Origin of the sequence: Variovorax sp. Varisp85, from assembly GCF_047304045.1 — a bacterium.
In the GTDB taxonomy this organism is placed as follows: domain Bacteria; phylum Pseudomonadota; class Gammaproteobacteria; order Burkholderiales; family Burkholderiaceae_C; genus Variovorax.
On sequence record NZ_JBGLYN010000011.1, the window covers coordinates 48,239 to 72,250 of the forward strand.

Here is a 24,012-nt window from a genome sequence, read left to right on the forward strand (position 1 = left end):
CATGAACAAGCCCATCGACGCCCGCCTGCTGCAGCCCGCCGAGGCCTTTGCCGATTACCTGGCCAACACCGCCGCGCGCATCGACGTCGGTGCCGAAGCGCTCGCGCACGATCTTGGCGCGCGTGTCGGCATCAGCCGGCCGCACGAGTCGGCCCACCTGCACGTGGCCGGCGAAGCGACCTACATCGACGACATTCCCGAACTCGCCGGCACGCTGCACTGCGCGCTGGGCCTGTCGCCGGCCGCCAACGGCCGCGTCACGGCGCTGTCGCTCGACGCGATCCGTGCGATGCCCGGCGTGGTCGCGGTGCTCACGGCCGACGACATTCCCGGCAGCAACGACTGCGGTTCGATCATTCACGACGACCCGATCCTGCTGCCCGTGAACCACGGCGGCGAGATCCGCTACCTCGGACAACCCGTATTCGCCGTGATCGCCGAGACGCGCGATGCAGCGCGCCGCGCCGCTGCGAAAGCCAAGGACGCGCTGACCATCGACGCGCAGCCGCCGGTGATCACACCGCAGGACGCCCATGCGCGCGGCCAGTACGTGGTGCCGCCGATGCACATCGTGCGCAGCGGAGGCAGCGCCAACGAGGGCGACGAGGCCGCAGTGCGCGCCGCCATCGCCAAGGCGCCGCATCGCCACAAAGCCACGCTCGACGTGGGCGGGCAGGAGCAGTTCTACCTGGAAGGCCAGATCAGCTACGCCATTCCGAAGGAAGGCGGCGCGCTGCACATCCACTGCTCGACGCAGCACCCGAGCGAAATGCAGCACCTGGTGGCGCATGCGCTGCACCTGCAGTCGAACGAAGTGCATGTCGAATGCCGGCGCATGGGCGGCGGCTTCGGCGGCAAGGAGTCTCAGTCGGCGCTGTTCGCTTGCGTGGCGGCCATCGCGGCGCGCCAGTTGCAGCGCCCGGTCAAGCTGCGGCTCGATCGCGACGATGACTTCATGATCACCGGCCGGCGCCACTGCTTCTGGTACGAGTACGAGGTGGGCTACGACGACGAGGGCCGCATCCTCGGCGCCGAGATCACCATGGTCTCGCGCGCCGGCCACTCGGCCGACCTGTCGGGTCCGGTGATGACGCGCGCGCTGTGCCACTTCGACAACGCCTATTGGCTGCCCAACGTGGCCATGCACGGCTTCTCGGGCAAGACCAACACGCAGAGCAACACGGCGTTCCGCGGCTTCGGCGGTCCGCAGGGCGCCATCGCCATCGAGAACATCATGGACTCGGTGGCGCGCGAACTGAAGTGCGACCCGCTCGACGTGCGGCGCGTCAACTTCTACGGCAAGACCGACAACAACGTCACGCCGTACCGCCAGACCGTGACCGACAACATCGTCCATGAACTCGTGGCCGAGCTGGAAGCCAGCAGCGGCTACCGCGCGCGGCGCGAAGACATCGCGGCCTTCAACAAGGCGAGCGTGGTGCTCAAGCGCGGCCTCGCGCTGGCGCCGCTGAAGTTCGGCATCTCGTTCAACGTGAAGCACTTCAACCAGGCCGGCGCGCTGGTGCACGTGTACACCGACGGCTCGATCCTCGTGAACCACGGCGGCACCGAGATGGGGCAGGGCCTGAACACCAAGGTGGCGCAGGTGGTGGCGCACGAGCTGGGCGTGAGCTTCGAGCGCGTGCGGGTCACCGCCACCGACACCACCAAGGTGGCGAACACCTCGGCCACGGCAGCATCGACCGGCGCCGACCTGAACGGCAAGGCCGCGCAGGACGCGGCGCGCCAGATCCGCGAGCGCCTTGCCGAATGCGCGGCCGAGCGCCACGGCGGCAAGGCCGGCGAGGTGCGCTTTGCGAACGACAAGGTCGAGGTCAATGGCCGCTCGCTGGCCTTCAGCACCGTGGTGGGCGAGGCGTACCTCGACCGCAAGCAGCTGTGGTCCGATGGTTTCTACGCCACGCCCGGCCTGAGCTGGGACAAGGACAGGATGCAGGGCCGCCCGTTCTACTACTACGCCTACGGTGCCGCCGTGAGCGAGGTGATCGTCGACACGCTCACCGGCGAGTGGAAGTTATTGCGCGCCGACATCCTGCACGACGCGGGCAAGTCGCTGAACCCGGCGGTGGACATCGGCCAGGTCGAGGGCGCCTTCATCCAGGGCATGGGCTGGCTCACCACCGAGGAGCTGGTGTGGCACCCGCAAAGCGGCATGCTCACCACGCACGCGCCCAGCACCTACAAGATTCCGACGGCCAACGACTGCCCGCCGGTGTTCAACGTGCGCCTGTTCGAAGGCCAGAACTTCGAGGACTCGATCCACCGCAGCAAGGCTGTGGGCGAGCCGCCGCTCTTGCTGCCGTTCTCGGTGTTCTTCGCGATCCGCGATGCGGTGTCTGCCGCGGGCGGCCACCGCATCGATCCGCCGCTGAAGGCGCCGGCCACGAGCGAGTCGATCCTTCGTGCCATTACCGCTGTCCAGTCCGCATAGTCACTCGTAGACTTTGGCGCATGTCCAAAGTTCTCCCAATGCCCTACCTCCTGATCCCCTTCGCGAAACACCGCGGAACCGGCTTTGCCGGGCCGCTGGTGTTGCCCCCGGCAGGGGGTTGGCGAAGTGACACGAAGTGCGCGAAGACTGGGGGGACGTCACATGCGTGACCAGGCACTTTTCGACAAGATCGATCTCCACCTGATCCGGGTGCTTCACACCGTGCTGACCGACCGCAGCGTCTCGCGCGCCGCCATCCGGCTGGGCATGTACCAGCCGGCCGTGTCGGCCGCGCTGAAGCGCCTGCGCGAGCTGTCGGGCGACCCGCTGCTGGTGCGCTCGGGCTCGGGCATGGTGCCGACCGATGCGGGGCTGCGCATGATCGAGCCGGCCGCCAGCATCCTGCGTGCGGCCGAGATGCTGTTCTCCGACGCGCGCGGCTTCGAGCCGCAGTCGGCGGCCACCACCTTCCGCATCGCGGCCAGCGACTACATGGACCCGCTGTTCCTGCCGATGCTGGTGGCGCACGTGAAGCGCGAGGCACCGCTGTGCCAGATCGAGATCCACGCGCTCACACCCGACTCGGACTACCACGGCCACCTCGCGCTCGGCCAGGTCGACCTCGTCATCGGCAACTGGCTCAAGCCGCCGGAAGACCTGCACATGGCGCGGCTCTTCGGCGACGAGGTGGTGTCCCTGGTCAACAAGGACCATCCGGCGGTGCGCCGCGGCTGGGACCTGGAGACCTGGCTCGCGGCCGAGCACATCGCGCCCACGCCCATGCATCCGGGCGGGCGCGGCATCATCGACCAGATGCTCGACGAGCTGGGGCGGCAGCGCAACATCACGGCGCGCTGCGCGCACTTCAGCCTCATCCCGGACATGGTGGCCTCGAGCCTGCTGGTGTTGACCACCGGGCGCCAGTACTGCGAGCGCTTCGCGTCGCGGCTGCCGCTGAAGATTCTCGATTGCCCCGTGGCGCTGCCGCGCCTCATGTACTACCAGCTCTGGCACGAACGCACCCATTCGTCGAGCTCGGCGCGCTGGCTGCGCGAATGCATCAAGGACGTGGCGGCGTCGCTGCGTCCAACGGTTTCCGCCCTGTCCGGTGTATCCGGCGCCGCAACGCGCCTGCCCGCCGCGCCTGAAACCTTCGATCCCTGAGAGATCCCCGTTCGCGCCGGCGTCGTGAGCGGGGCAACGATGAAGCAACCGCCACTACAACAGCTGGAGACAAGCGAAATGAGTACGTTCGAACAGGCGCCGCAGGGCGCCGATCCCCGCACGCCGGGGCATGTCGAGTCCGCGCGTGCGCGTGCGGCCGTGAGCGGTGCAAGCGGCCCGGGCCTGCTTGAACGCGTGTTCAAGCTCAGCGCGCACAACACCACGGTGCGCACCGAAGTCATCGCGGGGCTGACCACCTTCCTGACGATGGCCTACATCATCTTCGTGAACCCCTCGATCCTGGGTGACGCGGGCATGCCGAAGGGCTCGGTCTTCGTGGCCACCTGCCTCATTGCGGCGCTGGGCACGCTGATCATGGGCCTGTACGCCAACTACCCGATCGCCATGGCGCCGGGCATGGGGCTGAACGCCTACTTCGCCTACGTGGTGGTGCTCGGCATGGGCTACACGTGGCAGGTTGCGCTGGGCGCGGTGTTCATCTCGGGCTGCCTGTTCCTGATCGTCACGGTCACGGGGTTGCGGGAGCTGTTCATACAGGGCATACCGCAGTCGCTGCGAACGGCGATCACGGTGGGCATCGGCATGTTCCTGGCGCTCATCGCATTGAAGAGCGCTGGCGTCGTCGCGGCTTCGCCGGCCACCTTCGTCACGCTGGGCGACCTGCACTCGGCGCCGGTGATCCTGGCCACGCTGGGCTTCCTCATCATCGTGGCGCTCGACAAGCTCAAGGTGCGCGGCGCGATCCTGATCGGGATCGTCACGGTGACGGTGCTCTCGTTCTTCTTCGGCGGCAACAAGTTCCACGGCGTGTTCGACGCGCCGCCGTCCATCGCGCCCACCTTCATGCAGCTGGACATCCTGGGTGCGCTCAAGGGCGGCATCCTGAACGTGGTGCTGGTGTTCTTCCTGGTCGAGATGTTCGACGCCACAGGCACGCTGATGGGCGTGGCCAAGCGCGCCGGCCTCTTGGTGCCGGGCAAGATGGAGCGCATGAACAAGGCGCTGCTGGCCGACAGCGGCGCGATCTTCGCGGGCTCGCTGCTCGGCACCTCGAGCACCACGGCCTATGTGGAGAGCGCGGCCGGCGTGCAGGCGGGCGGACGCACCGGCCTCACGGCCGTGGTGGTGGCGCTGCTGTTCCTGGCCTGCCTGATGATCTCGCCGCTCGCGGGATCTGTGCCGGCCTACGCCACCGCGCCGGCGCTGCTCTTCGTGGGCTGCCTGATGCTGCGCGACCTGGTCGAGCTCGACTGGGAAGACACGACCGAGGTGATCCCGGCCGCCGTCACCGCGCTCACGATGCCCTTCACCTATTCCATCGCCAACGGCCTGGCCTTCGGCTTCATCACATACGCCGTGCTGAAGCTCTGCACCGGCCGGGCACGGGAAGTGCATGCGATGGTCTGGGTCATCGCCGCCGTGTTCCTGTTCAAGTTCGCCTATATCGGCGGACACTGACTTGAACTGAGCAAAGCGCCGTCGGGCGCCGATGGTCGCGGGGACGTTATTAAACTGATAGCCGTTTCCGCTTTGTTGCTGTTGACGAGACAAAAATCCACGAAACCCGGCATGACAACCCCAAGACTCCAACTGGCGAACATCACCAAGCGATATCCCGCGGTGGTCGCCAACAGCGACATTTCCCTGGCCGTGCAGCCCGGCGAGATCCACGCCGTGCTCGGCGAGAACGGCGCCGGCAAATCGACCCTGATGAAGATCATCTACGGCTCGGTCAAGCCCGACGAAGGCACCGTCATGTTCGACGGCCAGGCCGTGAACCTGCGCAACCCGCAACAGGCGAGGGCGCTGGGCATCAGCATGGTGTTTCAGCACTTCAGCCTGTTCGACACGCTCACGGTGGCCGAGAACGTCTGGCTGGGACTCGACAAGTCGCTGCAACTGGCCGAGGTGGCGCGCAGCATCACGGCCAAGGCGGGCGAATACGGGCTCGACATCGACCCGGCGCGGCCGGTGCACACGCTGTCGGTGGGCGAGATGCAGCGGGTCGAAATCATCCGCGCGCTGCTCACCAACCCCAAGCTGCTGATCCTCGACGAGCCGACCTCGGTGCTGACGCCGCAGGCGGTGGTCAAGCTCTTCCACGTGCTGAACAAGCTGGCCTCCGAGGGCTGCAGCATTCTCTACATCAGCCACAAGCTGCACGAGATCCAGGAGCTGTGCAGCGCCTGCACCGTGCTGCGCGGCGGCAAGGTCACGGGCGTGTGCAATCCGCAGAACGAAAGCACCCAGTCGCTGTCGCGGCTGATGATCGGCAGCGAGCCGCCGCCGCTGCAGCACCGGCCGGTGCATGCGGGCGCGGTGGCGCTGCGCGTGCAGGGGCTGACGCTGGCGCGCGAAGACCAGTTCGGCATGGACCTCGAGGGCATTTCGTTCGAGGTTCGCGCGGGTGAAGTGGTCGGCATCGCCGGTGTCTCCGGCAACGGCCAGAAGGAGCTGCTCTACACGCTGTCGGGCGAGGACGTGCGCGCCGAGGCGCCGATGGTCCGGGTGTTCGACCAGCCCGCCGGCCGGCTGCGCCCGCGCGCGCGCCGCGCGCTTGGCCTGCACTTCGTGCCCGAGGAACGGCTGGGCCGCGGGGCGGTGCCCACGCTGGGGCTCGCGCACAACCTGCTGCTCACGCGCGGCGATGCGGTGGGCCGGGGCGGATGGATCCGCACCGGCGCGCTCGAGCGGCAGGCGAAAGCCATCATCGAGCGCTTCAAGGTCAAGGCAGGAGGCCCTCGCGCGGCGGCGCGGTCGCTGTCGGGCGGCAACCTGCAGAAATTCATCGTCGGGCGCGAGATCGACGCCAACCCGAAGCTCTTCATCGTCTCGCAGCCGACCTGGGGCGTGGACGTGGGCGCGGCCGCGCTGATCCATGCCGAGATCCTCGCGCTGCGCGATGCCGGCTGTGCGGTGCTGGTGATCAGCGAGGAGCTCGACGAGCTGTTCAACATCTGCGACCGGCTGCACGTGATCGCCAAGGGCCGGCTGTCGCCCTCCATCGACCGCGCGGCCGCGACGCTGCCGCAGATCGGCGAATGGATGAGCGGCCTGTGGAAGAAGGAGGCGGCCCATGTTTAAGCTCGAACCCCGTCCGGAGCTTTCGCGCTTCTGGAGCTATGCCTCGCCGATATTGGCGCTGGCGATCACCGTGCTGATCGGCGTGGCGCTGTTCGCGGCGCTCGGCAAGGACCCGGTCAAGGGCCTGCTGGTGTTCTTCTACGAACCCATCAAGAGCGGCTATGCCATCGGCGAGCTGATGGTCAAGGCCACGCCGCTGCTGATCATTGCGCTGGGGCTGGCCGTGTGCTTCCGCTCGAACGTGTGGAACATCGGCGCCGAAGGGCAGTTCGTGTTCGGCGCCATTGCGGCCGGTGGCGTGGCGCTGCTGGCCGACAAGAGCACGGGGCAGTGGATCGTGGCCGCCATCCTGGTCGCGGGTGTCCTCGGCGGCATGGTGTGGGCGGGCATCGTCGCGTTCCTGCGCGACAAGTGCAACGCCAACGAGATCCTGGTGAGCCTGATGCTGGTCTACGTGGCGACGCTGCTGCTGGGCTACATGGTCTACGGGCCGTGGAAGGATCCGAACGGCTACAACTTCCCGCAGACCAAGACCTTCGAGGCGGTCACGCAGATCCCGCGCCTGTTCAAGGGCTCGCGCGTGAGCATCGGGCTGGTCATCGCGCTGGTGGGCGCGGGGGCGCTGTGGGTGTTCCTGTTCCGCACGCGCGCGGGCTTTGCGCAGCAGGTCGGCGGGCTGGCGCCGGCGGCCTCGCGCTACGCGGGCTTCTCGGCGCGGCGCGCGGTGTGGATCGCGCTGCTGACCTCGGGCGGCGCGGCCGGCCTCGCCGGTGCGCTCGAAGTGGCGGGGCCGCTCGGCCAGCTCACGCCCTACGTGCCGGCGGGCTATGGCTTCGCGGCGATCATCGTGGCCTTCGTCGGGCGGCTGCATCCGGTGGGCATGATCTTCTCGGCCCTCCTGATGAGCATGTTCTACATCGGCGGTGAACTGGCGCAGTCGCGTCTCGGCTTGCCCAAGTCGCTCACCGGTGTGTTCCAGGGCCTGCTGCTGTTCACGCTGCTGGCCTGCGACACGCTCATTGCCTATCGCATTCGCCGCAAGGCGGCTGTCAAGGCTGCGGGCTTGACGACGAGTTCGCTGCAGGCGAGCACACCGCTCACTGCGCCTGTCGCGCGACCGAACGAAGGAGCACTTTGAATGAAGGCCTTCGCTTCGATTCGAGTGCCGCGTGTGTCGTGGGGCGCTCACGCCGGCGGGGGACATTCGCGCAGGGGAGTACCCGGTGTCCTGTGCACGCGCCCTGAGCGACAGCGCCCCGAACATCAGCCCTCGAACACAAGCAACCCGCGCCGGAGCAATTGAATGGACAGTTACGCACTCCTCCTGGGCTCCACCCTGAGCGCCGGAACGGTCCTCGCCATCGCGGCGCTGGGCCTGTTGATCAACGAGAAGGCCGGCGTCGTCAACCTCGGCGCCGAGGGCCTGATGCTCTGCGCCGCCATCGCGGGCTTCGCGACGGTGGTCACCACGCACAACCCCTGGCTCGGCTTCCTCGCCGGCATGGCGGCCGGGGCGCTGCTCTCGGCCTTCTTCGGCGTGCTGGTGATCTGGCTCAACACCAACCAGTACGCGACCGGCCTCGCGCTCAGCCTGTTCGGCGTTGGCTTCTCGGCCTTTGCCGGCATCAACTTCGTGCAGGCCAAGCTGCCCGCGAGCGTGAGCTACGCCATCCCCGTGCTGGGCGACATCCCGCTCGTCGGCCCGGCGCTGTTCCGCCACCACCCGATGGTGTACTTCGCGGTGGTGCTGACCGTCGCGCTGATCTGGTTTCTCTACCGCACGCGTGCCGGCCTGGTGCTGCGCTCGGTCGGCGAGTCGCCCGAGTCGGCGCATGCGCTGGGCTACCCGGTGCGGCGCATCCGCTTCATGGCGGTGATCGCGGGCGGCGCGTTGTGCGGGCTGGCGGGCGCGTATCTGTCGACCGTGTACACGCCGCTATGGGTCGAGGGCATGGTGGCAGGGCGCGGCTGGATCGCGCTGGCGCTCACCACCTTCGCCACCTGGCGGCCGGTGCGCGTGCTGCTGGGCGCCTACCTGTTCGGCGGCGTGTCGATGCTGGGCTTTCACCTGCAGAGCAGCGGCGTCGACGTGCCGGCGCAGTTCCTCAGCATGCTGCAGTACATCGCGCCCATCGTGGTGCTGGCGCTGATCTCGCGCAACCCGGCATTCATCCGCGCCAACATGCCGGCCTCCATCGGGAAACCGTTCTACCCCGGCTCATAATCGTGTTTCGTTTTTCCGCCAACCTGTCCTTTTGAGGATTTCCGACAATGAATGATCTGAACAAGCGCTCCCTGCTCAAGCTGGCCGCCCTCACGGCGGTCGCTTCGGCGGCCCTGATCGGCTGCGGCAAGAAAGAAGAAGCGGCAGCACCGGCCCCAGCGCCCGCGCCGGCCCCGGCACCCGCCGCTGCCGCACCGGCTCCGGCAGCGCCGCTGAACATCGCATTCGCCTACGTCGGACCCGTGGGCGACGGCGGCTGGACCTTCGCGCACGACAACGCGCGCAAGGCGCTCGAAAAGGAATTCGGCGACAAGATCAAGACCACCTTCGTCGAAAGCGTGCCCGAGGGCGCCGACGCCGAGCGCGTGTTCCGCGACATGGTGAGCCAGGGCAACAAGCTGATCTTCGGCACCACCTTCGGCTACATGGAGCCCATGCTCAAGGTCGCGGCAGACAGCAAGGACGTGAAGTTCGAGCACGCGACCGGCTACAAGACCTCCGACAACATGCGCACCTACGACAGCCGCACGTACGAGGGCGCGTACATGGCCGGCGTGATCGCGGGCGCCATGACCAAGAGCAACACGCTGGGCGTGGTCGGCTCGGTGCCGATCCCCGAAGTGCTGCGCAACATCAACAGCTTCACGCTGGGCGCGCAGTCGGTCAACCCGAAGATCACGACCAAGGTGGTATGGGTCAACGAGTGGTTCAGCCCGCCCAAGGAAACCGAAGCCGCCACCGCCCTCATCAACGGCGGCGCCGACGTGCTGTTCCAGAACACCGACTCGCCGGCCGTGCTCAAGACCGCGCAAGAGAAAGGCAAGCGCGCCTTCGGCTGGGACTCCGACATGACCGCCTACGGTCCCAAGGCCCACCTGGCCTCGGCCACCATCAACTGGGCCCCGTACTACATCAAGGCCACCCAGGAAGCCCTGGACGGCAAGTGGACCACCGGCCAGAGCTGGTGGGGCGTGAAGGAAGGTGCCATCGACCTCGTGTCGATCGCCGATGACGTGCCGGCCGAAACCAAGGCCAAGGTCGAGGCAGTGAAGAAGGGCCTGAAGGACGGCAGCTTCGTGATCTGGAAGGGCCCGATCCTCGGCCAGGACGGCAAGGAACTGGTCGCCAAGGACGCGGTGGCCGACGACAAGTTCCTCTCGGGCGTGAACTTCTACGTCAAGGGCGTCGAAGGCAAGGTGCCGGGCGGCGAGAAGAAATAAGCTCGCCCCCAGGCTGCGCGCACTTCGTGTCGCTACGCCTTCCCCCTACCGGGGGCAACACCAGCGGCCCGGCAAAGCCGGTTCCGCGGTGTTCGCGAAGGAGCCCGGGCTGCGCCGGGCGGCAGCATATACACCGAAAAGTTCTAACAACCCGCACTTGTTGCGGGTTTTCTTTTTTTGGAGTGTTGCCTACCTGAAAAGTCCTTGTGTCCGCTACAGTAACAATTAGTGTCACTATTGCGTACCGTCGCAGCGCGGAACGCGGCCGAGGCAAGTCCCGGAGGACCATCAACGTTCCATCACGACGAGGCTGAAATGCAGGATGCCGCCACCAACCCCACGTACACAGCGTTGCAACCGCAATTGCCGGAATCGCTGGAGATTCCGGGCTACGACCTGCTGGAGGAACTGGGCGCAGGCGGCTACGGCACCGTCTATCGTGCGCTGCAGCAGCGCACGGGCACCGTGGTCGCCATCAAGGTCGTCAAGCTGCAGGTCGGCAGCCAGCGCGTTGCGCGTTTCCACCGCGAGACCAAGCTCTGCGCCGCGCTGCACCATCCGCACATCGTTCAGCTGCTCGACAAGGGCGAGCAGGGCGCCTGCGTCTATGGCGTCTTCGAGTACGTGCCGGGAGAAACGCTCACCAGCCTGATCCGGCGCAAGGGCGCTTTGACGGCCCCCGAAACCGCCCACCTCATGGCGGAAGTGCTGGATGCGCTGGACTGCGCGCATGCCGCGGGCATCGTGCATCGCGACCTGAAGCCGGACAACGTGATGGTCACGTTCACCGGCGCCGTCCCGCATGCGAAGGTGCTGGACTTCGGCATCAGCACCGTCATACCCACGAACAGGGGCGCTGAATTCCTGACGCTCACGATGACGGAAGAGTCCCTGGGCACGCCGGCCTACAGCGCACCCGAGCAGCTGCGCGGCGAGCCACCCGGCGTCAAGTCCGATCTGTATGCCTGGGGCCTGATGTTCATCGAATGCCTGACCGGCGTGCCCGCCATCCGCGGCGCATCGGCGGCGGAGATTCTTCATCAGCAACTGAGCCCGCAGGAAGTGCCGCTGCCCTCGGAAATCGCCAGCCATCCGGTGGCGTCCGTGCTGCGGCAGGCATTGAGGAAGAAGGCCGCCGACCGCTGCGATTCCGCGGCCACGCTGCTGGCCGAACTCGGGCGCCTGCGGCTGGACGACCTCGTGGGCGTGCTGCGCTCGGCCAAGCAGGCGCAGGACGAGGCGCTGGCCCATACCGTGGTGACGACGCGCGGCTTCTCCGAGAAGCGCCAGCTCACGGTGCTGTGCTGCAGCGTCTCGGTCTGGCCGGACGCCGACGCCGAGGGCGCCGACGATGCCTTGCCCTCGGACATCGAAAAACTGGAACTGCTGCAGCGCAACGAGCTCTCCCTGTTCGCGGAGACCGCCACGCGGCGCGGCGGATTGCTGGCGGGCACGCTGGGCGACCGGATGATCGTGCTGTTCGGCTATCCGCATGCCAGCGACACCGACGCGCGGCAGGCCGGCATGACTGCGCTGGAGCTGATTGCGTTGAGCCGCCAGCGCTCGGCCGCCATCGAGCAGGCGCACGGCGTCCATCTGGGTATCCGCATGGGCATGCACACCGGCATGGCGGTGGTGGCCGCCGGAGAAATCCCGTCGGGCCATGCCGTCAATGTCGCGGTGCGACTCGAGGGCGTTGCCGAAACCGGGACGCTGCTGGCAAGCGAAAGCAGCTACCGGCTGCTGGGGCGCCATGCGCGCTTCGACAAGGCCGGCAGCGTGGCCCTGCCGGGGCAGTCCGGCGGCATCCAGACCTATTGCCTCAGCAGCAAGCGGCAGGCGTCCATGCTGCACGAGTCGGCGGAACAGGCACTGCACGAGGCGTGCATTGGCCGCGAGCCGGAACTGCAACAGCTGCGCGCGGCGTGGGCCCAGGCCCGGCAAGGCCAAGGCGGCGCGGTGTGGATTCGCGGCGAGCCCGGCATCGGCAAGTCGTGTCTCGCCGACATGCTGCGCGAGCAGGTGGCGCAGGAAGGGTGGCAGACCGTCAGTGCGCAGTGCCAGCCCGAAAGCCAGAACAACGCGCTGACGCCGTTCCTGGCGCTGCTGCGCCAGCGGCTCGACGCCGCGCCCGACGCCGCCACGCCGGACGCCCGGCGGGAGCGGTTGCGCGAGGCCCTGCATGCGGCCGGCTGCGACGGCGAGGCGGTGCTGCCGATCTTCTGCGCATGGCTTTCCCTGCCGCTGGGCGACAGCGCGCCCAGCCAGATGTCTCCCCCGATGCAGAAGGCGCTGTTGCTGCAGTCGATCGCGCAGTGGCTGTTGCACATGGCCGAGGCGGCGCCGCTGCTGCTCCTGCTCGAGGACGTGCATTGGGCCGACCCCACGAGCATCGAGTTTCTCGAGCAGCTGGTCGCGCAGCTGCCGCAGCGGCGCGTGCTGCTGGTGCTGACCGCGCGGCCGGAATGGGAGAAGCCGCCGGAATTGCAGGCGGCGTGCATCGAGGTGCGCCGTCTGGAAGACGCGCAGGCGGCCGAACTGGCCCGGCAGGCGCTGGCGCCGAGAATCGCCGCGCCGCAGGTGATCGACAACGTGGTCGCGCGCACCGACGGCGTGCCGCTGTTCATCCAGGAAATGGCGCGCATGCTGCTCGACGCCTACCTGGTGGAGAAGGACGGCGTCTGGGTCTTCAAGGACACCGCGCAGCCAGCGGCCATTCCGGTCACGCTGCGCGACTCGCTGGTCAGTCGCTTCGACCGGCTGGGCCCCGTCAAGGGCCTGCTGCAGCTGGCCGCCACCATCGGGCGGCAATTCGATGCCGAGCTGCTGTGCGCCTGTTCGGGCAAGCTCCCCGAAGCCATGGACAAGGACATGGCCGTGCTGCTCGACGCGGGGCTCGTGGCGCCGGCCGGGCCGCCGGGCGCCTTCATCTTCCGCCACGCGCTGATCCGCGACACCGCCTACGAGTGCATGCTCGTCGCGCAGCGCCAGCAGCAGCACCGCAACGTGGCGCAGACGCTGCTGGACAGCCAGCCGCAGCGCGTGGCGGACGAGCCGGGCAGCGTGGCCCAGCACTGGGCGGATGCCGGCGAGCACGCGCAGGCCATGGCGCTGGCGGTGCAGCAGCTGCGCATTACCCAGCATCGCTCGCTGAACGACGAAACCATTTCCTACGCCCAGCACATCGACGGCTGGATGGCGCGCCTGGATGGCGCTGCGCAGCGCGAGGCGCGCCTCGACGTGAACAGCTACGTCACGCAGGCGATGATGAACAAGTACGGCTGGGCGCATGCGCAGGTGGTGGACCGCATCGCCCTGTCGCAGGAACTGCTCGACGACAGCGTGCCCCGCGAGAAGCAGGTGCAGCACCTGTGGACGCTGATCACCTTCCACCACGTCGCGAGCAACCGCGCCGAGGTGCAGCGGCTGAGCCAGCGGTTGCTCGACCATGCCGTGCAGCAGCAGGACCAGGGCGTGTTCGTGGCGGCACAGACTTATCTTGGGCTCGCGCACTATTCCGACGGCCAGTTCGAACTCGGCGAGCAGTCGCTGACCGACGCCATCGAGCGCTACAGCCCCGAAGCGCACGCGCACCATGCTGCCGACTTCGGCTTCGACACCCGCGTATGGGCCACCACGGGGCGCGCGCTGGTGCGCTGGTTCGCGGGCCACGACGCGGCCGCCCGCACCGACGCCGCGAATGCCGTCCGGTGGGCGCGGGAGATGTCGCACATTCCGTCGCTGAGCATGGCCCTGCTGTACCAGAGCCTGGGCCACCAGGCCCGCAACGACAAGGCGCGGGCGCTGGTCAGCACGGGCGAACTGCTCGGCATCACCGCGCGCTATGGCCTGCCGGCGTTCCAGGGGTATGCGGAAATCATCCGCTGCTGGGCCACCGGCGACGTCGACAGCATCGCGCAAGCCGACGCCTGGGTGCAGGCGCTGTGGGGCATGGGCTGCCGCTATTGCCAGACCTACTACCGTGCCTTCGCCGCGGACACGCTGGCCGCCAACCAGCGCTGGAGCGAAGCGCTCGAGCGCATCGACGAGTGCCTGCGCATGGCGGACGAGCTCAAGGAAGGGCTCTACAGGTCCGAGCTCCATCTGCAGAAGGCCCGCTACCTGCAGGCCGCCGGCGGTGAGCGCGCGGCGGTGGCCGCCTGCTTCGCGCAGGCCGCCGAAGTGGCGCGCGAGGGGGCCAAGCACAGGACCGAGTACGAGGCCCTGGCGGCGTTGCAGGCACTGGCGCCTGAAGGCCGCGACGTGGCCGCACGCCTGGAGGAGCTGGCCGGCCTGCGATCGGAGTTGTCTGCACGCATGCCCCTGCATGCATTTGTTTCTTGAACCAAGGATGAAGTGACCATGACCCCTCAACGCCAAAGCGCCGAACCGCTGCTCGAATTCCGCCTTGCCTATCTTCGAGGCGTTGCCCGATCGTGGCAGGACGATGCCTACCGCCGCGAACTGCTCGACCAGCAGGACATTCAGCCCATGCTGCGCCGCGACTTCGGCCTGCCGACGATGTGGCCGCAAGTCGACATCAGGCTCTTCCAGAATCCGGATCCGGACATGCGCGCCGAATGGAAGCCGATGCTGACTTCCGGCTGGGTCGGCCCCGACGATTCCTTCATCATCGTGCTGCCGCAGGCGCCTTCCTCGCATGCCGCGGAGGCGCTGGCCGCCTACTACCAGGTGTTCCCGAACTTCATGGGCGGCGCCGTCGCCTTCGAGGCGCCCGAAGCGTCCACCGCCGGCCTGATGAAAGCCGCGCTGCCCACGGGCCTTGGCATCCCCGGCGGCGGCGAAGGTTCTCTGCTGGCGTTCGGTGGCCTGGTGCTGCGCGCGATCGCGCTCGCATGGCAATCGCCGGAGTTCCTTTTCGACCTGACGCGCGACCCCGACACCGACAAGGCGCCGGTGCTGAGCCAATGGCTGGGCTACAACAATCCGTTCAATTTCAAGATCCTGTTCACGACCAATTCCGCCTTCACGTGGGACACGGCGCGCGGCGAATGGAACCTGGAGAATGCCGACGGCTCGCCGATCAAGAACGGCCTCCTCCTCAACTACCCGAACGCGCCGGTGGAAGAGGGCATGCGGGCGATCGCGCTCACCTCGTACAACAACACGGGCGACCCCTATCCCTTCACCTGCTGAGTCCGCGGTCGATCGGGGGCTGGCCGCTGGCGCGCTGCAAGGCGCCACGGCCACGCTCCTGCTGACACTGGCCGCGCGCGCCGAGGCCAGCCGCCTGCGCGGCGATGCGCAGGCGTTCTCCGACCCCGAGGCGCAGCGCATCGCGGCCTCGTTGCCCTTCGACCTCTCGGCCTATGCGATGGACGCGGCATTCGTCAGGAGCGTGGTCCTGCGCGCCGCACTGTTCGACCGTTTCGCGGCCGAATTCCTCGCAATCCATCCGGGGGGCCTGTGCATCACGCTGGGCGCGGGCCTTTGCACGCGGCGCAGCCGGCTCGGGGCGGCCGTGGCGGCAGGTTCCCGCTGGCTGAACATCGACCTGCCGGACGCCATCGGCCTGCGGGCGCAGCACATGGCGCGCGGCGAAGGCGAGACCGACCTCGCCTGCTCGATCCTCGACGACGCGTGGCTCGACGCCGCCAGCCTGCCCGGCGAGCGGCCCGTGCTCGCGATGCTGGAGGGCGTCTGCCCCTACCTGCCGCAGGCGCCGCTGGAGGCCCTGCTGTGCCGCTTGGCCGGGCGCTTCGAGCACGGCGCGACGCCGTGCACCGTCGTGCTCGACCATGTGCACCCGGTGCTCGCGCGCCAGCCCATGGCGGTGGGCGGCATGCGGCTGCCGGTGGTGTCGGGCTTCGAAGACGCCGTGCAGATCGCGCGTCTGCATCCGTCGATGCGGGTGCTGTCCGAAGACCACATCTATGCGCAATTCTCCGAACAGCATCGGCTGTTCGAAGCGGCGTTCCAGGCCGCGACAGGCGCCTGGCCCTATGCCGTCGTGCGCCTTGCGCTGGGCCCGCAAGACGATGCGTAGCGCCGCGGCACCGGATTTCTTCGGCGACGTTTTCCGGTGGCACGAGAAGCACCTGCCGCCGGTCGTGCTGAAGGACAACCTGCTGCTGTTGAGCGAAAGCGAACTGCTCGTGCTCGGCTCGCCGGGCGTCATGGCCCTCGAGCGCGTGCTGCGCGAGCGTGTCAGCCTCGCGGCTTATTGCCGCAGCGAAGGCGCGGCCGCGCCGCTCGCGGAAATGCTGCATGCGCTCGAAGCATTGGCGCGCCAGGGGCTCGTGCGACCCGCCGCGACGGACGGCGGCGAGCCGTACCTCGTGCCCGATTTCTCGGTGGAACCCGCGCGTGCGGCCGTCTCCGATCACGTCGATTTCGTCCTGCTGTCGCAGGCCGTGAACGACGGCGCGGCACGGCGCTGGGGGCTGGCGATCGCCGAGGCGGGCGGCGCTGGCCTCACCCTCGTGTTCTGCGACGACTGCCTGGACCCGCGGCTCGGCGTGATCGATGCGCAGCAGCGCGCTTCGGGGCGTCCATGGCTGCTGGTCAAGCCGACCGGCGAACAGGCCATGGCCGGCCCGGTCTTCAGGCCGCGCGGGAAGCCGGCCGGCCCCTGCTGGCATTGCCTCGCGCACCGCTGGCTCGGGAACCGGCCGGCGCGCGCCTGGTGGCAGGACCGCCACGGCGGCATGGCCATCGGCCCGCCCGTGCGCGCCGGCGACGGGCTTGTCGGCGAACGCCTCGATCGACTGCTCCCCATCGCCAGGCAACTCGCCGCGCACCCTGATGCGCAGGTGCGCACGCTGGATTCGCCGCAGCCGCATTTCGTCTTCGGCCGTCCCCAGTGCCCGCAGTGCGGAACGCCGGGGCTCATGGCGCAGCGGCAACGCGAACGCATCGCGCTGGCGCCGGGCCTGCCCGCCGCCCGGCGCGATGGCGGCTGGCGCACTGTGCCTGCCTCGGCCACGGTGGAGCGGCTCGCGCGCCACGTCAGTCCGCTGTGCGGCGCGATCGCGCAGGTGCGGCCGCTCAACGCCGAATCCGACGATGCGCTGACGGTCTATCGCAGCGAGATCTTCAGGACTGCACCGGCCGGCGGCGATGCGCTGCCCGGCCCGCTGACCCAGGTCTGCCTCGGCAAAGGCATGTCGATGGAGCAGTCCCGTGCCAGCGCTTTGTGCGAGGCGGTCGAACGCCACGCCGCCTTCTACCAGGGCGACGAGGCCTCGGTCGTCGCGCTCGCCGCCGACCTCGACGCGCGCTGCGTCCAGCCGCAGGCGCTGGCGCTGTTCAGCGATCGGCAACGCGCGCGGTTCGACACGGAGAAGCCACCGCACGCCGTGGCGACCTCGTCCGCAGCCCCGGGTCAGCCCGCATGGTGGACGCCCGCCTGGTCGCTGACTTCCGATGCCCGCTGCTACCTCCCGCTGGCTTTCTGCTTCGCGAATGCGCCGGTGCCAAGCCAGTGCCACGTCAGCTGGACATCGAACGGATGCGCCGCCGGGAACACGCGCGAGGAAGCCATTCTGCAGGGCTTTCTCGAACTGGTGGAGCGCGATGCCGCAGCCATCTGGTGGTACGGCGAAATCCGCAGGCCGGCCATCGACCTCGGTGGCCTGTGCGCCGAAATCCGCCTGCGCATCGAGCGCACCTGCGGCCCTGAGTGGGAGCGCTGGGTGCTCGACATCACCCATGACTTCGGCATCCCGGTGGCGGTTGCCGTCGGCCGGCACGGGCAAACGGGCGAGTGGGCCATCGGCTTCGGCTGCAGCACCGACCGCGCGCTGGCCTGCGAACGCGCGCTCACGGAAATGAGCCAGCTGATCGTGGCCGGCAAGACCTTTGCAATGCAGCGCGCCGGCTTTCTCATGCCGTCGAAGGTGAGCGACGCCGTGACGGCGCCGGCCGCGCAGACGGATATCGCGGAAGAAATCAAGCGCTGCGTCGGCATTGCCGCTGCCCTCGGCATGGAGACCATCGTCCTCGACCACACGCGCCCCGACATCCCGCTGTGCACGGTGAAGGTGATCGTGCCCGGCCTGTGCCACATCTGGCCGGAGCTGGGCAACCCGCGCCTGTACAGGGTGCCCGTCGCCATGGGATGGCGCGACACTCCGATGAGCGAGGGCGACCTCAATCCACAGGCGCTCTACGTCTGACCTCGCGAGAGAGAATGCACCGATGGCTATTTTCAGGAACAAGCTCGACGGGCGCGCCACCATGCTGCGGCCCGTGCATGCCTTCGGCCGCCGCGCCTCGGCATGCCAGACGGTGCTGAAGGCGCCGGACGTGTCACAGGTCCATGCGCTTGTCCGATGGAACAGCCGCGCATGGGAGATCGTCGACCAGAGCCGCAACGGCACCACGTTGAACGGCGAGCGCCTGCCGGGCGGCCGCTGGACCGTCTTGCCCGCGGGCGCCGAAGTCCGCATGGGCGTGGGCGATGAAACGGTCTGGATCGCGGACGACCTCGCGCCGCCGGCCACCTGCCTTTTTCCGAGCGAGGGGCGCGGCGCCGCCGTGGTGCTGAACCTTCGCGAAAACCTGCTGCCGGACGAGCAGCAGCCTGAAGTGAACGTGTATTTCCACGAAGGCAAATGGATGCTCGAGCACATCGGCGGCATCGAGTACCTCAACGATGGCGCCGTGGTCCGCACCTCGGGCAGCACGTGGGAGTTCGTGCTGGGCGACGACCTAGCGTCCACTTCCGAGAACCCGATCGCAGCCTCGGCGCCGGCCTCGGCGGAGGTTTCGCTGCACTTCAACGTCAGCCAAAACGAGGAGCACACGAGCCTGAGCCTGGTGGCGGACGGCAAATCGGTGTCGCTCGGCGAACGCATTCATCACTACACCCTCGTCACGCTCGCCCGCGTGCGGCAGCAGGACGCGCAAAAAGGCGTTGCGCCGCAGAGCCAGGGCTGGATCGGGTTGGACGAACTCTCGCGCATGCTGGGCGTGGAGCCCTCATACGTGAACATCCAGATCTTCAGGGCGAAGCACCAGATCCTCAATGCATTGGCGCCCCGGCTGGCCGAGCCGCCGCTGGTCGAGCGACGGCGCGGGAACGTGCGCCTCGGCAACTATCCCTTCGAGATCCAGGGTGGCGCACAGCGCGTGTAATCGCCTGTAATTTCATTCTCCACTCGCGATCCCTAGAGTGAGGTCCAGCTCGGTGCCGTTGCGGCACCAACCGCCTGATCCATCACTTCCGGAAGAGAGTTGCCATGGGGATGATCTATTCAGTCACGGTCAACAACCATGCGAGTCATTCGGCTTATTTCATGGTGTTCCAGAACGACCCGACGCAATGGGCGCCGAATGCGCTGTCGCTGGCCTGGTTCGCCGAGTTCTCGAACCCGGGCCCGAGTTCGCGCGTCAAGTTCCAGTGGAGCGTCGACACCGGCTTCTCCTGGGCTGAAACTGGCGAACTGCAGCCCGGCACCCAGTTCACCGCCACGGAAACCTACGACGCGACCGGCCTGAACAACAAGATCACGCTCGACTACGACCGTGCCTACCGGTTCGTGAACCCGATCCCGGGACCCGATCGGTCGCGGTTCTATCTCGCCGAGTCGGCCAGCGTCCCGGGCAGGTCCGCGGCTGCCGTGGGCGTGACCATGGGAGGCAGCACGGTGTATGCGGCGCAGGCACGCCCCAACCAGAACCTGGCCTTCTCGCCGCGCCCCCGCTACTTCATCGCCTATGGCGACTACGAGGAAGGCGATGTGATCGACGTCAGCACGATCAACAACCCACTCGAGTTGCCGTATCCGGCCGGCGTCTACGCGCTGACCACCACATTGAACGCCAATGGAACCTGGGACCCGCCAAAGAGCCTGGCCCATTCCAACGCGAGCCGCCTGCGGCTGCTCGCGGTTTGAATTTTCAGCTGTCACACCTCCTGGTTTCCTCGAGGACACCCATCATGAGAAGCACACGCCATGCTGCAGAACATACCTTCACCGATTCTTGCACCTCGCCAGCCGCTTCAATCGAGCTTGCGGAGTCAGGCAATGCGCCCACAGCAAGCCGCCGTTGAGCGGGTAGCGACGCGGCGCGTGTTCCTGGTGCCCCCAGGCGCCCGTCTGCAGGACCCCAACGTCGATTGCCTGGCCATGGACGAGGAGGTCTGGGAGCGCGGCTATACGCTGGTGATCGACGAGGTGAAGCGCGGCCCGCTGCAGGACTTCTGGAAGCACTACTACGGCACCTCCGCCGAGATGGCGATGTCCGGCAACGGGCTGATGGAGTTCCGCAAGGACATCATGGCGATCACCCCGGATTGCCTGAGCGAGCCGGCCGTGTTTCGGTTTCTCGTGCAGTTGACCCGGATGTGCGTGCGGGCGTACAGCGTGCAGGGCAGCCTGCACGTCGTCGCTGAATAAATACTCCCCCAGGCTACGCGCACTTCGTGTCGCTGCGCCAACCCCCTCGCCGGGGGCGACACCTGCGGCCCGGCGGAGCCGGTTCCGCGGTGTCTCGCGAAGGGGGCGCGCCGGTTCGAACGCCGTGGCGTGCCGGGCGCATTGGCGCTGTCAGGATTGCGGGGGCTGGAGCTGCGCCGCCATCTTCTGGTGGATCAGGTTCACGGCCTTCAGCGGGCGCAGCATCACCTTGAACTCGGTGATCCTGCCTGCGTCGTTCCACTTCATCATGTCGACGCCATTGATCTGGATGCCGTCCAGCTCGAGCGCGAATTCGAGCACCGCATCGTGCTCTGACCTGAGCTCGCGCACATAGCGGAAGCTCTCGTTGAAGAACACCTGGAATGCCGCCGCCAGGTACTTCTGCGTGATGCGTTTGCCCACCTGGGGCGTGTGCACCACCGGCGAATGGAAGACGGCCTCGTCGTCGAGCAGGGCATCGAGCCCCGCCACATCGCGTTCCTTGACGAGCCGGTGCCAGGTGGCGAGGGTGTCGATCGGCATGTGTCTCCTGAAGAGGTGAGTAGGATGCCCGGCATTTGACGCACAGGCGTGCGACATGGCAAGACATCCCGGGCACCTGGGCGACTCGTCAGGCCAGCCGGTCGAGCAGGCTGTACCAGGCCACGCCCCCGGCCACGTAGAAGCGCTGCAGGCCATGCAGCGGGATCGGCTGGATCGGCGTCACCGGGTACGGAAAATCCGCGCCCGCATCCACGAGCCGCGCAGCCAAGTGCTTGCCCATGCTCGTGGCCAGCGCGATGCCCCGGCCGTTGTAGCCCAGCGCGATCGTCATGCCCGGCGCCGGCGTGTGCACGTGCGGCATGAAGTCGCGCGTGACGGCGATTCGGCCGGCCCAGCGGTACTCGTAGCGCAGCGGCCCGAGCTGCGGGAACAGCAGCTCCAGCGAGCGCTCCAGGTGCGCGAAATCCGCGGGACCGCCCGGGTCGGCGAAATGGCCGCGCCCGCCCATCAGCAGGCGGCCCTGCGCGTCCTTGCGGAAATAGAGCAGCAGGCGCTGCGAGGTCGAGGCGGTTTCGCCGCGCGGCAGGATCGCGTCGGCCGCCGCGCCCTTCAGCGGCTCGGTGGCCACGATGAAGCTGTTGGCCGCCAGCACCGTGCGCTTCAGCCCGGGCCATAGCGCGCCTGTGTAGCCGTTGGTCGCTATGACGACTTGCTCCGCGGTGACGCTGGCGCCCGTCAACGTGCTCGCATGCCAGTGCGAGCCGCGCCGCTCCAGCGCGGTGACCTCGGTGCCGCCGTGCACGGCAACGCCCAGGCCCTGCGCGGCGCGCACCAGCCCGCGCGTGTAGGCCAGCGGCTGGATGCCGCCGGCGCGGCCGTCGAGCCAGCCGCCGGCGAAGGTATCGGTGCCCAGCCGCGCCGCGACGGCCGCGCGGTCGAGCGGCAGCGTATTCACGCCGCGCCTGGCCCATTGTTCGGCGCGCGCATGCAGGCCGGCCACGTCCTTCGCCGCGTAGGAAGCCTGCAGCCAGCCGTTGCGCACCGGCTGGCAGTCGATGCCGTGGCGCGCGATCAGGTCGAACACCAGGTCGGCCGAGCTCGAAACCGCATCGATCAGCGGCTCGGCGCGCTCGGCGCCGTACAGCCGCACAAGCTCGTCGGGGTCGTGCTTCAGCGTCGGGTTCACCTGCCCGCCGTTGCGCCCCGAGGCACCCCAGCCGGGCTCATGTGCCTCGAGCACGCAGACCTGCACGCCGGCCTCGGCCAGGTGCAGCGCGGCAGACAGGCCGGTGAAGCCGCCTCCCACGATCAGCACGTCGGCCTTGCGCGATCCGGCGAGCGGCGGCGTCGGCGCGGCGGGCGGCGCGGTGGCGGCCCAGAGCGATGGCGGCATGGCACTGGCTACGCTCATGCGCGCACCTCCCCGGAGCCGGCCGCACCGGAAGGATGCAGCACGCGCCGCAGGAAGTCCTGCGTACGCGCATGGCGCGGCGCGCCCAGCACCTGCGCGGACGGACCTTCCTCGACGATGCTGCCGCTGTGCAGGAAGCACACGCGGTCGGCCACCTCGCGGGCGAAGCCCATCTCGTGCGTGACCACGATCATCGTCATGCCCTCGTCGGCCAGCGCACGCATCACGCCGAGCACGTCGCCGACCAGCTCGGGGTCGAGCGCCGAGGTCGGCTCGTCGAACAGCATGGCCTCGGGCTTCATCGCGAGCGCGCGGGCGATCGCCACGCGCTGCTGCTGCCCGCCCGAGAGCTGTGCCGGCCAGGCCTGCGCCTTCTCGGCCAGCCCGACCTTGGCCAGCAGCGCCATCGCTTCCTCGCGCGCCCGCGCGGCGTTCTGGCGCAGCACGTAGACGGGGCCTTCCATCACGTTCTCCAGCACGGTGCGGTGCGGGAACAGGTTGAAGCGCTGGAACACCATGCCCATGCGGCTGCGCAGCCGGTGGATGCCGGGCGCGTTGCGGTCCACGCGCTCGCCGAAGGCGCGGATCTCGCCACCCTCGTACGACTCCAGCGCGTTGATGCAGCGAAGCACGGTCGACTTGCCCGAGCCCGACGGGCCGATCAGGCACACCACCTCGCCCTTGTCCACGTGCAGGCTCACGCCCTGCAGCACGCGGTGCGCGCCGAAGCGCTTTTCGAGTCCCTCGACGTGGATCATGGCTGCTTCCTTCCTGCGGCGAAGCGCTTCTCGAGCCGACGCAGGCCCCAGACCAGCGGCAGGCTCATCAGCAGGTAGAGCAGGGCGACCAGCGTATAGACCGTCATGTTCTGGAAGGTCGACGAGGCGATGAGCTGGCCCGCGCGCGTCATCTCGGCCACGGTGATGGTCGAGACCAGCGAGGAGTCCTTCAGCATCATCACCAGCGTGTTGCCGTAGGGCGGCAGCGCGATGCGGAAGGCCTGCGGCAATATCACCCGCCGCATGATCAGCGCCGAGCGCATGCCCATGGCCTGCGCCGCCTCGCGCTGGCCGGGGTCGACCGCCTCGATGCCGGCGCGGAAGTTCTCGGCCTGGTAGGCCGAGTAGGCGATGCCCAGCCCGATCACGCCGGACTGGAAGGCCGTGAGCTGCACGCCGAACTCCGGCAGCACGAAGTAGATGTAGAAGAGCTGCACGATGATCGGCAGCCCGCGGATCACGTTGACGATCACCGTGGCGGCCCACGAGAGCGCGCGCACCGGCGAGAGCTTCATCAGCGCCAGCGCCAGGCCAAGCACGCTGCTCAGCAGGAAGGAGAGCACCGTCACCTGCACGGTGACCACGGCACCCTGCAGGAGGATCGGCAGGAAGTCCTGCGCGTGCTGGAGGAAGGAGGAAGCAGCCATCTGCATCAGTCCTGTTGCGCGGTGCGCGGCACGTCGAATCGACCGGCCGACGTAGTCAGGCCCATTCGGGGAACACCGCGGAACCGGCTTTGCCGGGCCGCAGGTGTTGCCCCCTGCAAGGGGGGTGGCGCAGCGACACGAA

General features: G+C 68.3%; 18 protein-coding genes. 14 read left to right on the forward strand and 4 right to left on the reverse strand.

Features of this window, described 5'->3' with window-relative positions; all coding sequences use genetic code 11:
* Nucleotide 1: 1 nt before the first annotated feature.
* The 14 genes from xdhB (at nucleotide 2) to ACCC97_RS06865 (ending at nucleotide 20,529) form a co-directional block, all read left to right on the forward strand.
* Nucleotides 2-2,452: a xanthine dehydrogenase molybdopterin binding subunit gene (gene xdhB / locus ACCC97_RS06800; RefSeq protein ID WP_413331922.1), complete on the forward strand. Its 2,451-nt coding sequence runs from the start codon at nucleotides 2-4 to the stop codon at nucleotides 2,450-2,452.
* 162 nt (nucleotides 2,453-2,614) lie between these two features.
* Entirely contained in the window at nucleotides 2,615-3,616 is a 1,002-nt protein-coding gene (locus ACCC97_RS06805) for a LysR family transcriptional regulator (protein WP_007838608.1), read from the forward strand.
* 78 nt (nucleotides 3,617-3,694) lie between these two features.
* Nucleotides 3,695-5,095, forward strand: a complete 1,401-nt coding sequence (locus ACCC97_RS06810) for an NCS2 family permease (RefSeq protein WP_007838606.1) — start codon at nucleotides 3,695-3,697, stop codon at nucleotides 5,093-5,095.
* A gap of 111 nt (nucleotides 5,096-5,206) precedes the next feature.
* The gene (locus ACCC97_RS06815) at nucleotides 5,207-6,721 is read left to right on the forward strand and encodes an ABC transporter ATP-binding protein (RefSeq protein ID WP_007838605.1); all 1,515 of its coding nucleotides are present in this window, start codon (nucleotides 5,207-5,209) and stop codon (nucleotides 6,719-6,721) included.
* Nucleotides 6,714-7,859, forward strand: a complete 1,146-nt coding sequence (locus tag ACCC97_RS06820) for an ABC transporter permease (RefSeq protein WP_413314614.1) — start codon at nucleotides 6,714-6,716, stop codon at nucleotides 7,857-7,859. The genes ACCC97_RS06815 and ACCC97_RS06820 overlap by 8 nt, the downstream gene beginning before the upstream one ends.
* Before the next feature lie 165 nt (nucleotides 7,860-8,024).
* Nucleotides 8,025-8,945, forward strand: coding sequence for an ABC transporter permease (locus ACCC97_RS06825; protein ID WP_413314613.1), 921 nt, complete (start codon nucleotides 8,025-8,027; stop codon nucleotides 8,943-8,945).
* A gap of 47 nt (nucleotides 8,946-8,992) precedes the next feature.
* Complete coding sequence (locus ACCC97_RS06830; protein WP_007839101.1) at nucleotides 8,993-10,165, forward strand: BMP family ABC transporter substrate-binding protein; 1,173 nt, start codon at nucleotides 8,993-8,995, stop codon at nucleotides 10,163-10,165.
* A 315-nt stretch (nucleotides 10,166-10,480) separates the two neighbouring features.
* Nucleotides 10,481-14,509 carry a TOMM system kinase/cyclase fusion protein gene (locus ACCC97_RS06835; protein ID WP_007832758.1) on the forward strand — a complete coding sequence of 1,343 codons (4,029 nt, stop codon included), beginning with the start codon at nucleotides 10,481-10,483 and terminating at the stop codon, nucleotides 14,507-14,509.
* An 18-nt stretch (nucleotides 14,510-14,527) separates the two neighbouring features.
* Nucleotides 14,528-15,322, forward strand: a complete 795-nt coding sequence (locus ACCC97_RS06840) for a BMA_0021/BMA_0022 family TOMM bacteriocin (protein WP_007832759.1) — start codon at nucleotides 14,528-14,530, stop codon at nucleotides 15,320-15,322.
* Nucleotides 15,323-15,389: 67 nt separating this feature from the next.
* On the forward strand, nucleotides 15,390-16,172 hold the full coding sequence (locus ACCC97_RS06845) for a class I SAM-dependent methyltransferase (protein ID WP_413331947.1): 783 nt from the start codon (nucleotides 15,390-15,392) through the stop codon (nucleotides 16,170-16,172).
* Nucleotides 16,165-18,303, forward strand: a complete 2,139-nt coding sequence (locus ACCC97_RS06850; protein WP_413331923.1) for a TOMM precursor leader peptide-binding protein — start codon at nucleotides 16,165-16,167, stop codon at nucleotides 18,301-18,303. The genes ACCC97_RS06845 and ACCC97_RS06850 overlap by 8 nt, the downstream gene beginning before the upstream one ends.
* 22 nt (nucleotides 18,304-18,325) lie before the next feature.
* Complete coding sequence (locus tag ACCC97_RS06855) at nucleotides 18,326-19,264, forward strand: FHA domain-containing protein (protein ID WP_413331925.1); 939 nt, start codon at nucleotides 18,326-18,328, stop codon at nucleotides 19,262-19,264.
* Between the two features lie 104 nt (nucleotides 19,265-19,368).
* Nucleotides 19,369-20,025, forward strand: coding sequence for a hypothetical protein (locus tag ACCC97_RS06860; RefSeq protein WP_413331926.1), 657 nt, complete (start codon nucleotides 19,369-19,371; stop codon nucleotides 20,023-20,025).
* A gap of 132 nt (nucleotides 20,026-20,157) precedes the next feature.
* On the forward strand, nucleotides 20,158-20,529 hold the full coding sequence (locus tag ACCC97_RS06865) for a hypothetical protein (protein ID WP_007832770.1): 372 nt from the start codon (nucleotides 20,158-20,160) through the stop codon (nucleotides 20,527-20,529).
* 150 nt (nucleotides 20,530-20,679) lie between these two features.
* Here the strand turns inward: ACCC97_RS06865 and ACCC97_RS06870 are convergent, their stop codons facing one another.
* From ACCC97_RS06870 to ehuD, 4 genes are all read right to left on the reverse strand, one after another.
* Nucleotides 20,680-21,072, reverse strand: a complete 393-nt coding sequence (locus tag ACCC97_RS06870) for a nuclear transport factor 2 family protein (RefSeq protein ID WP_007832776.1) — start codon at nucleotides 21,070-21,072, stop codon at nucleotides 20,680-20,682.
* An 88-nt stretch (nucleotides 21,073-21,160) separates the two neighbouring features.
* Nucleotides 21,161-22,444: an NAD(P)/FAD-dependent oxidoreductase gene (locus tag ACCC97_RS06875; protein WP_413331927.1), complete on the reverse strand. Its 1,284-nt coding sequence runs from the start codon at nucleotides 22,442-22,444 to the stop codon at nucleotides 21,161-21,163.
* Nucleotides 22,441-23,202, reverse strand: a complete 762-nt coding sequence (locus ACCC97_RS06880; RefSeq protein WP_413331928.1) for an amino acid ABC transporter ATP-binding protein — start codon at nucleotides 23,200-23,202, stop codon at nucleotides 22,441-22,443. Before ACCC97_RS06880 ends, ACCC97_RS06875 begins: the two co-directional genes overlap by 4 nt.
* Nucleotides 23,199-23,870, reverse strand: coding sequence for an ectoine/hydroxyectoine ABC transporter permease subunit EhuD (ehuD, locus tag ACCC97_RS06885; RefSeq protein WP_413331929.1), 672 nt, complete (start codon nucleotides 23,868-23,870; stop codon nucleotides 23,199-23,201). Before ehuD ends, ACCC97_RS06880 begins: the two co-directional genes overlap by 4 nt.
* Nucleotides 23,871-24,012: the final 142 nt, after the last annotated feature.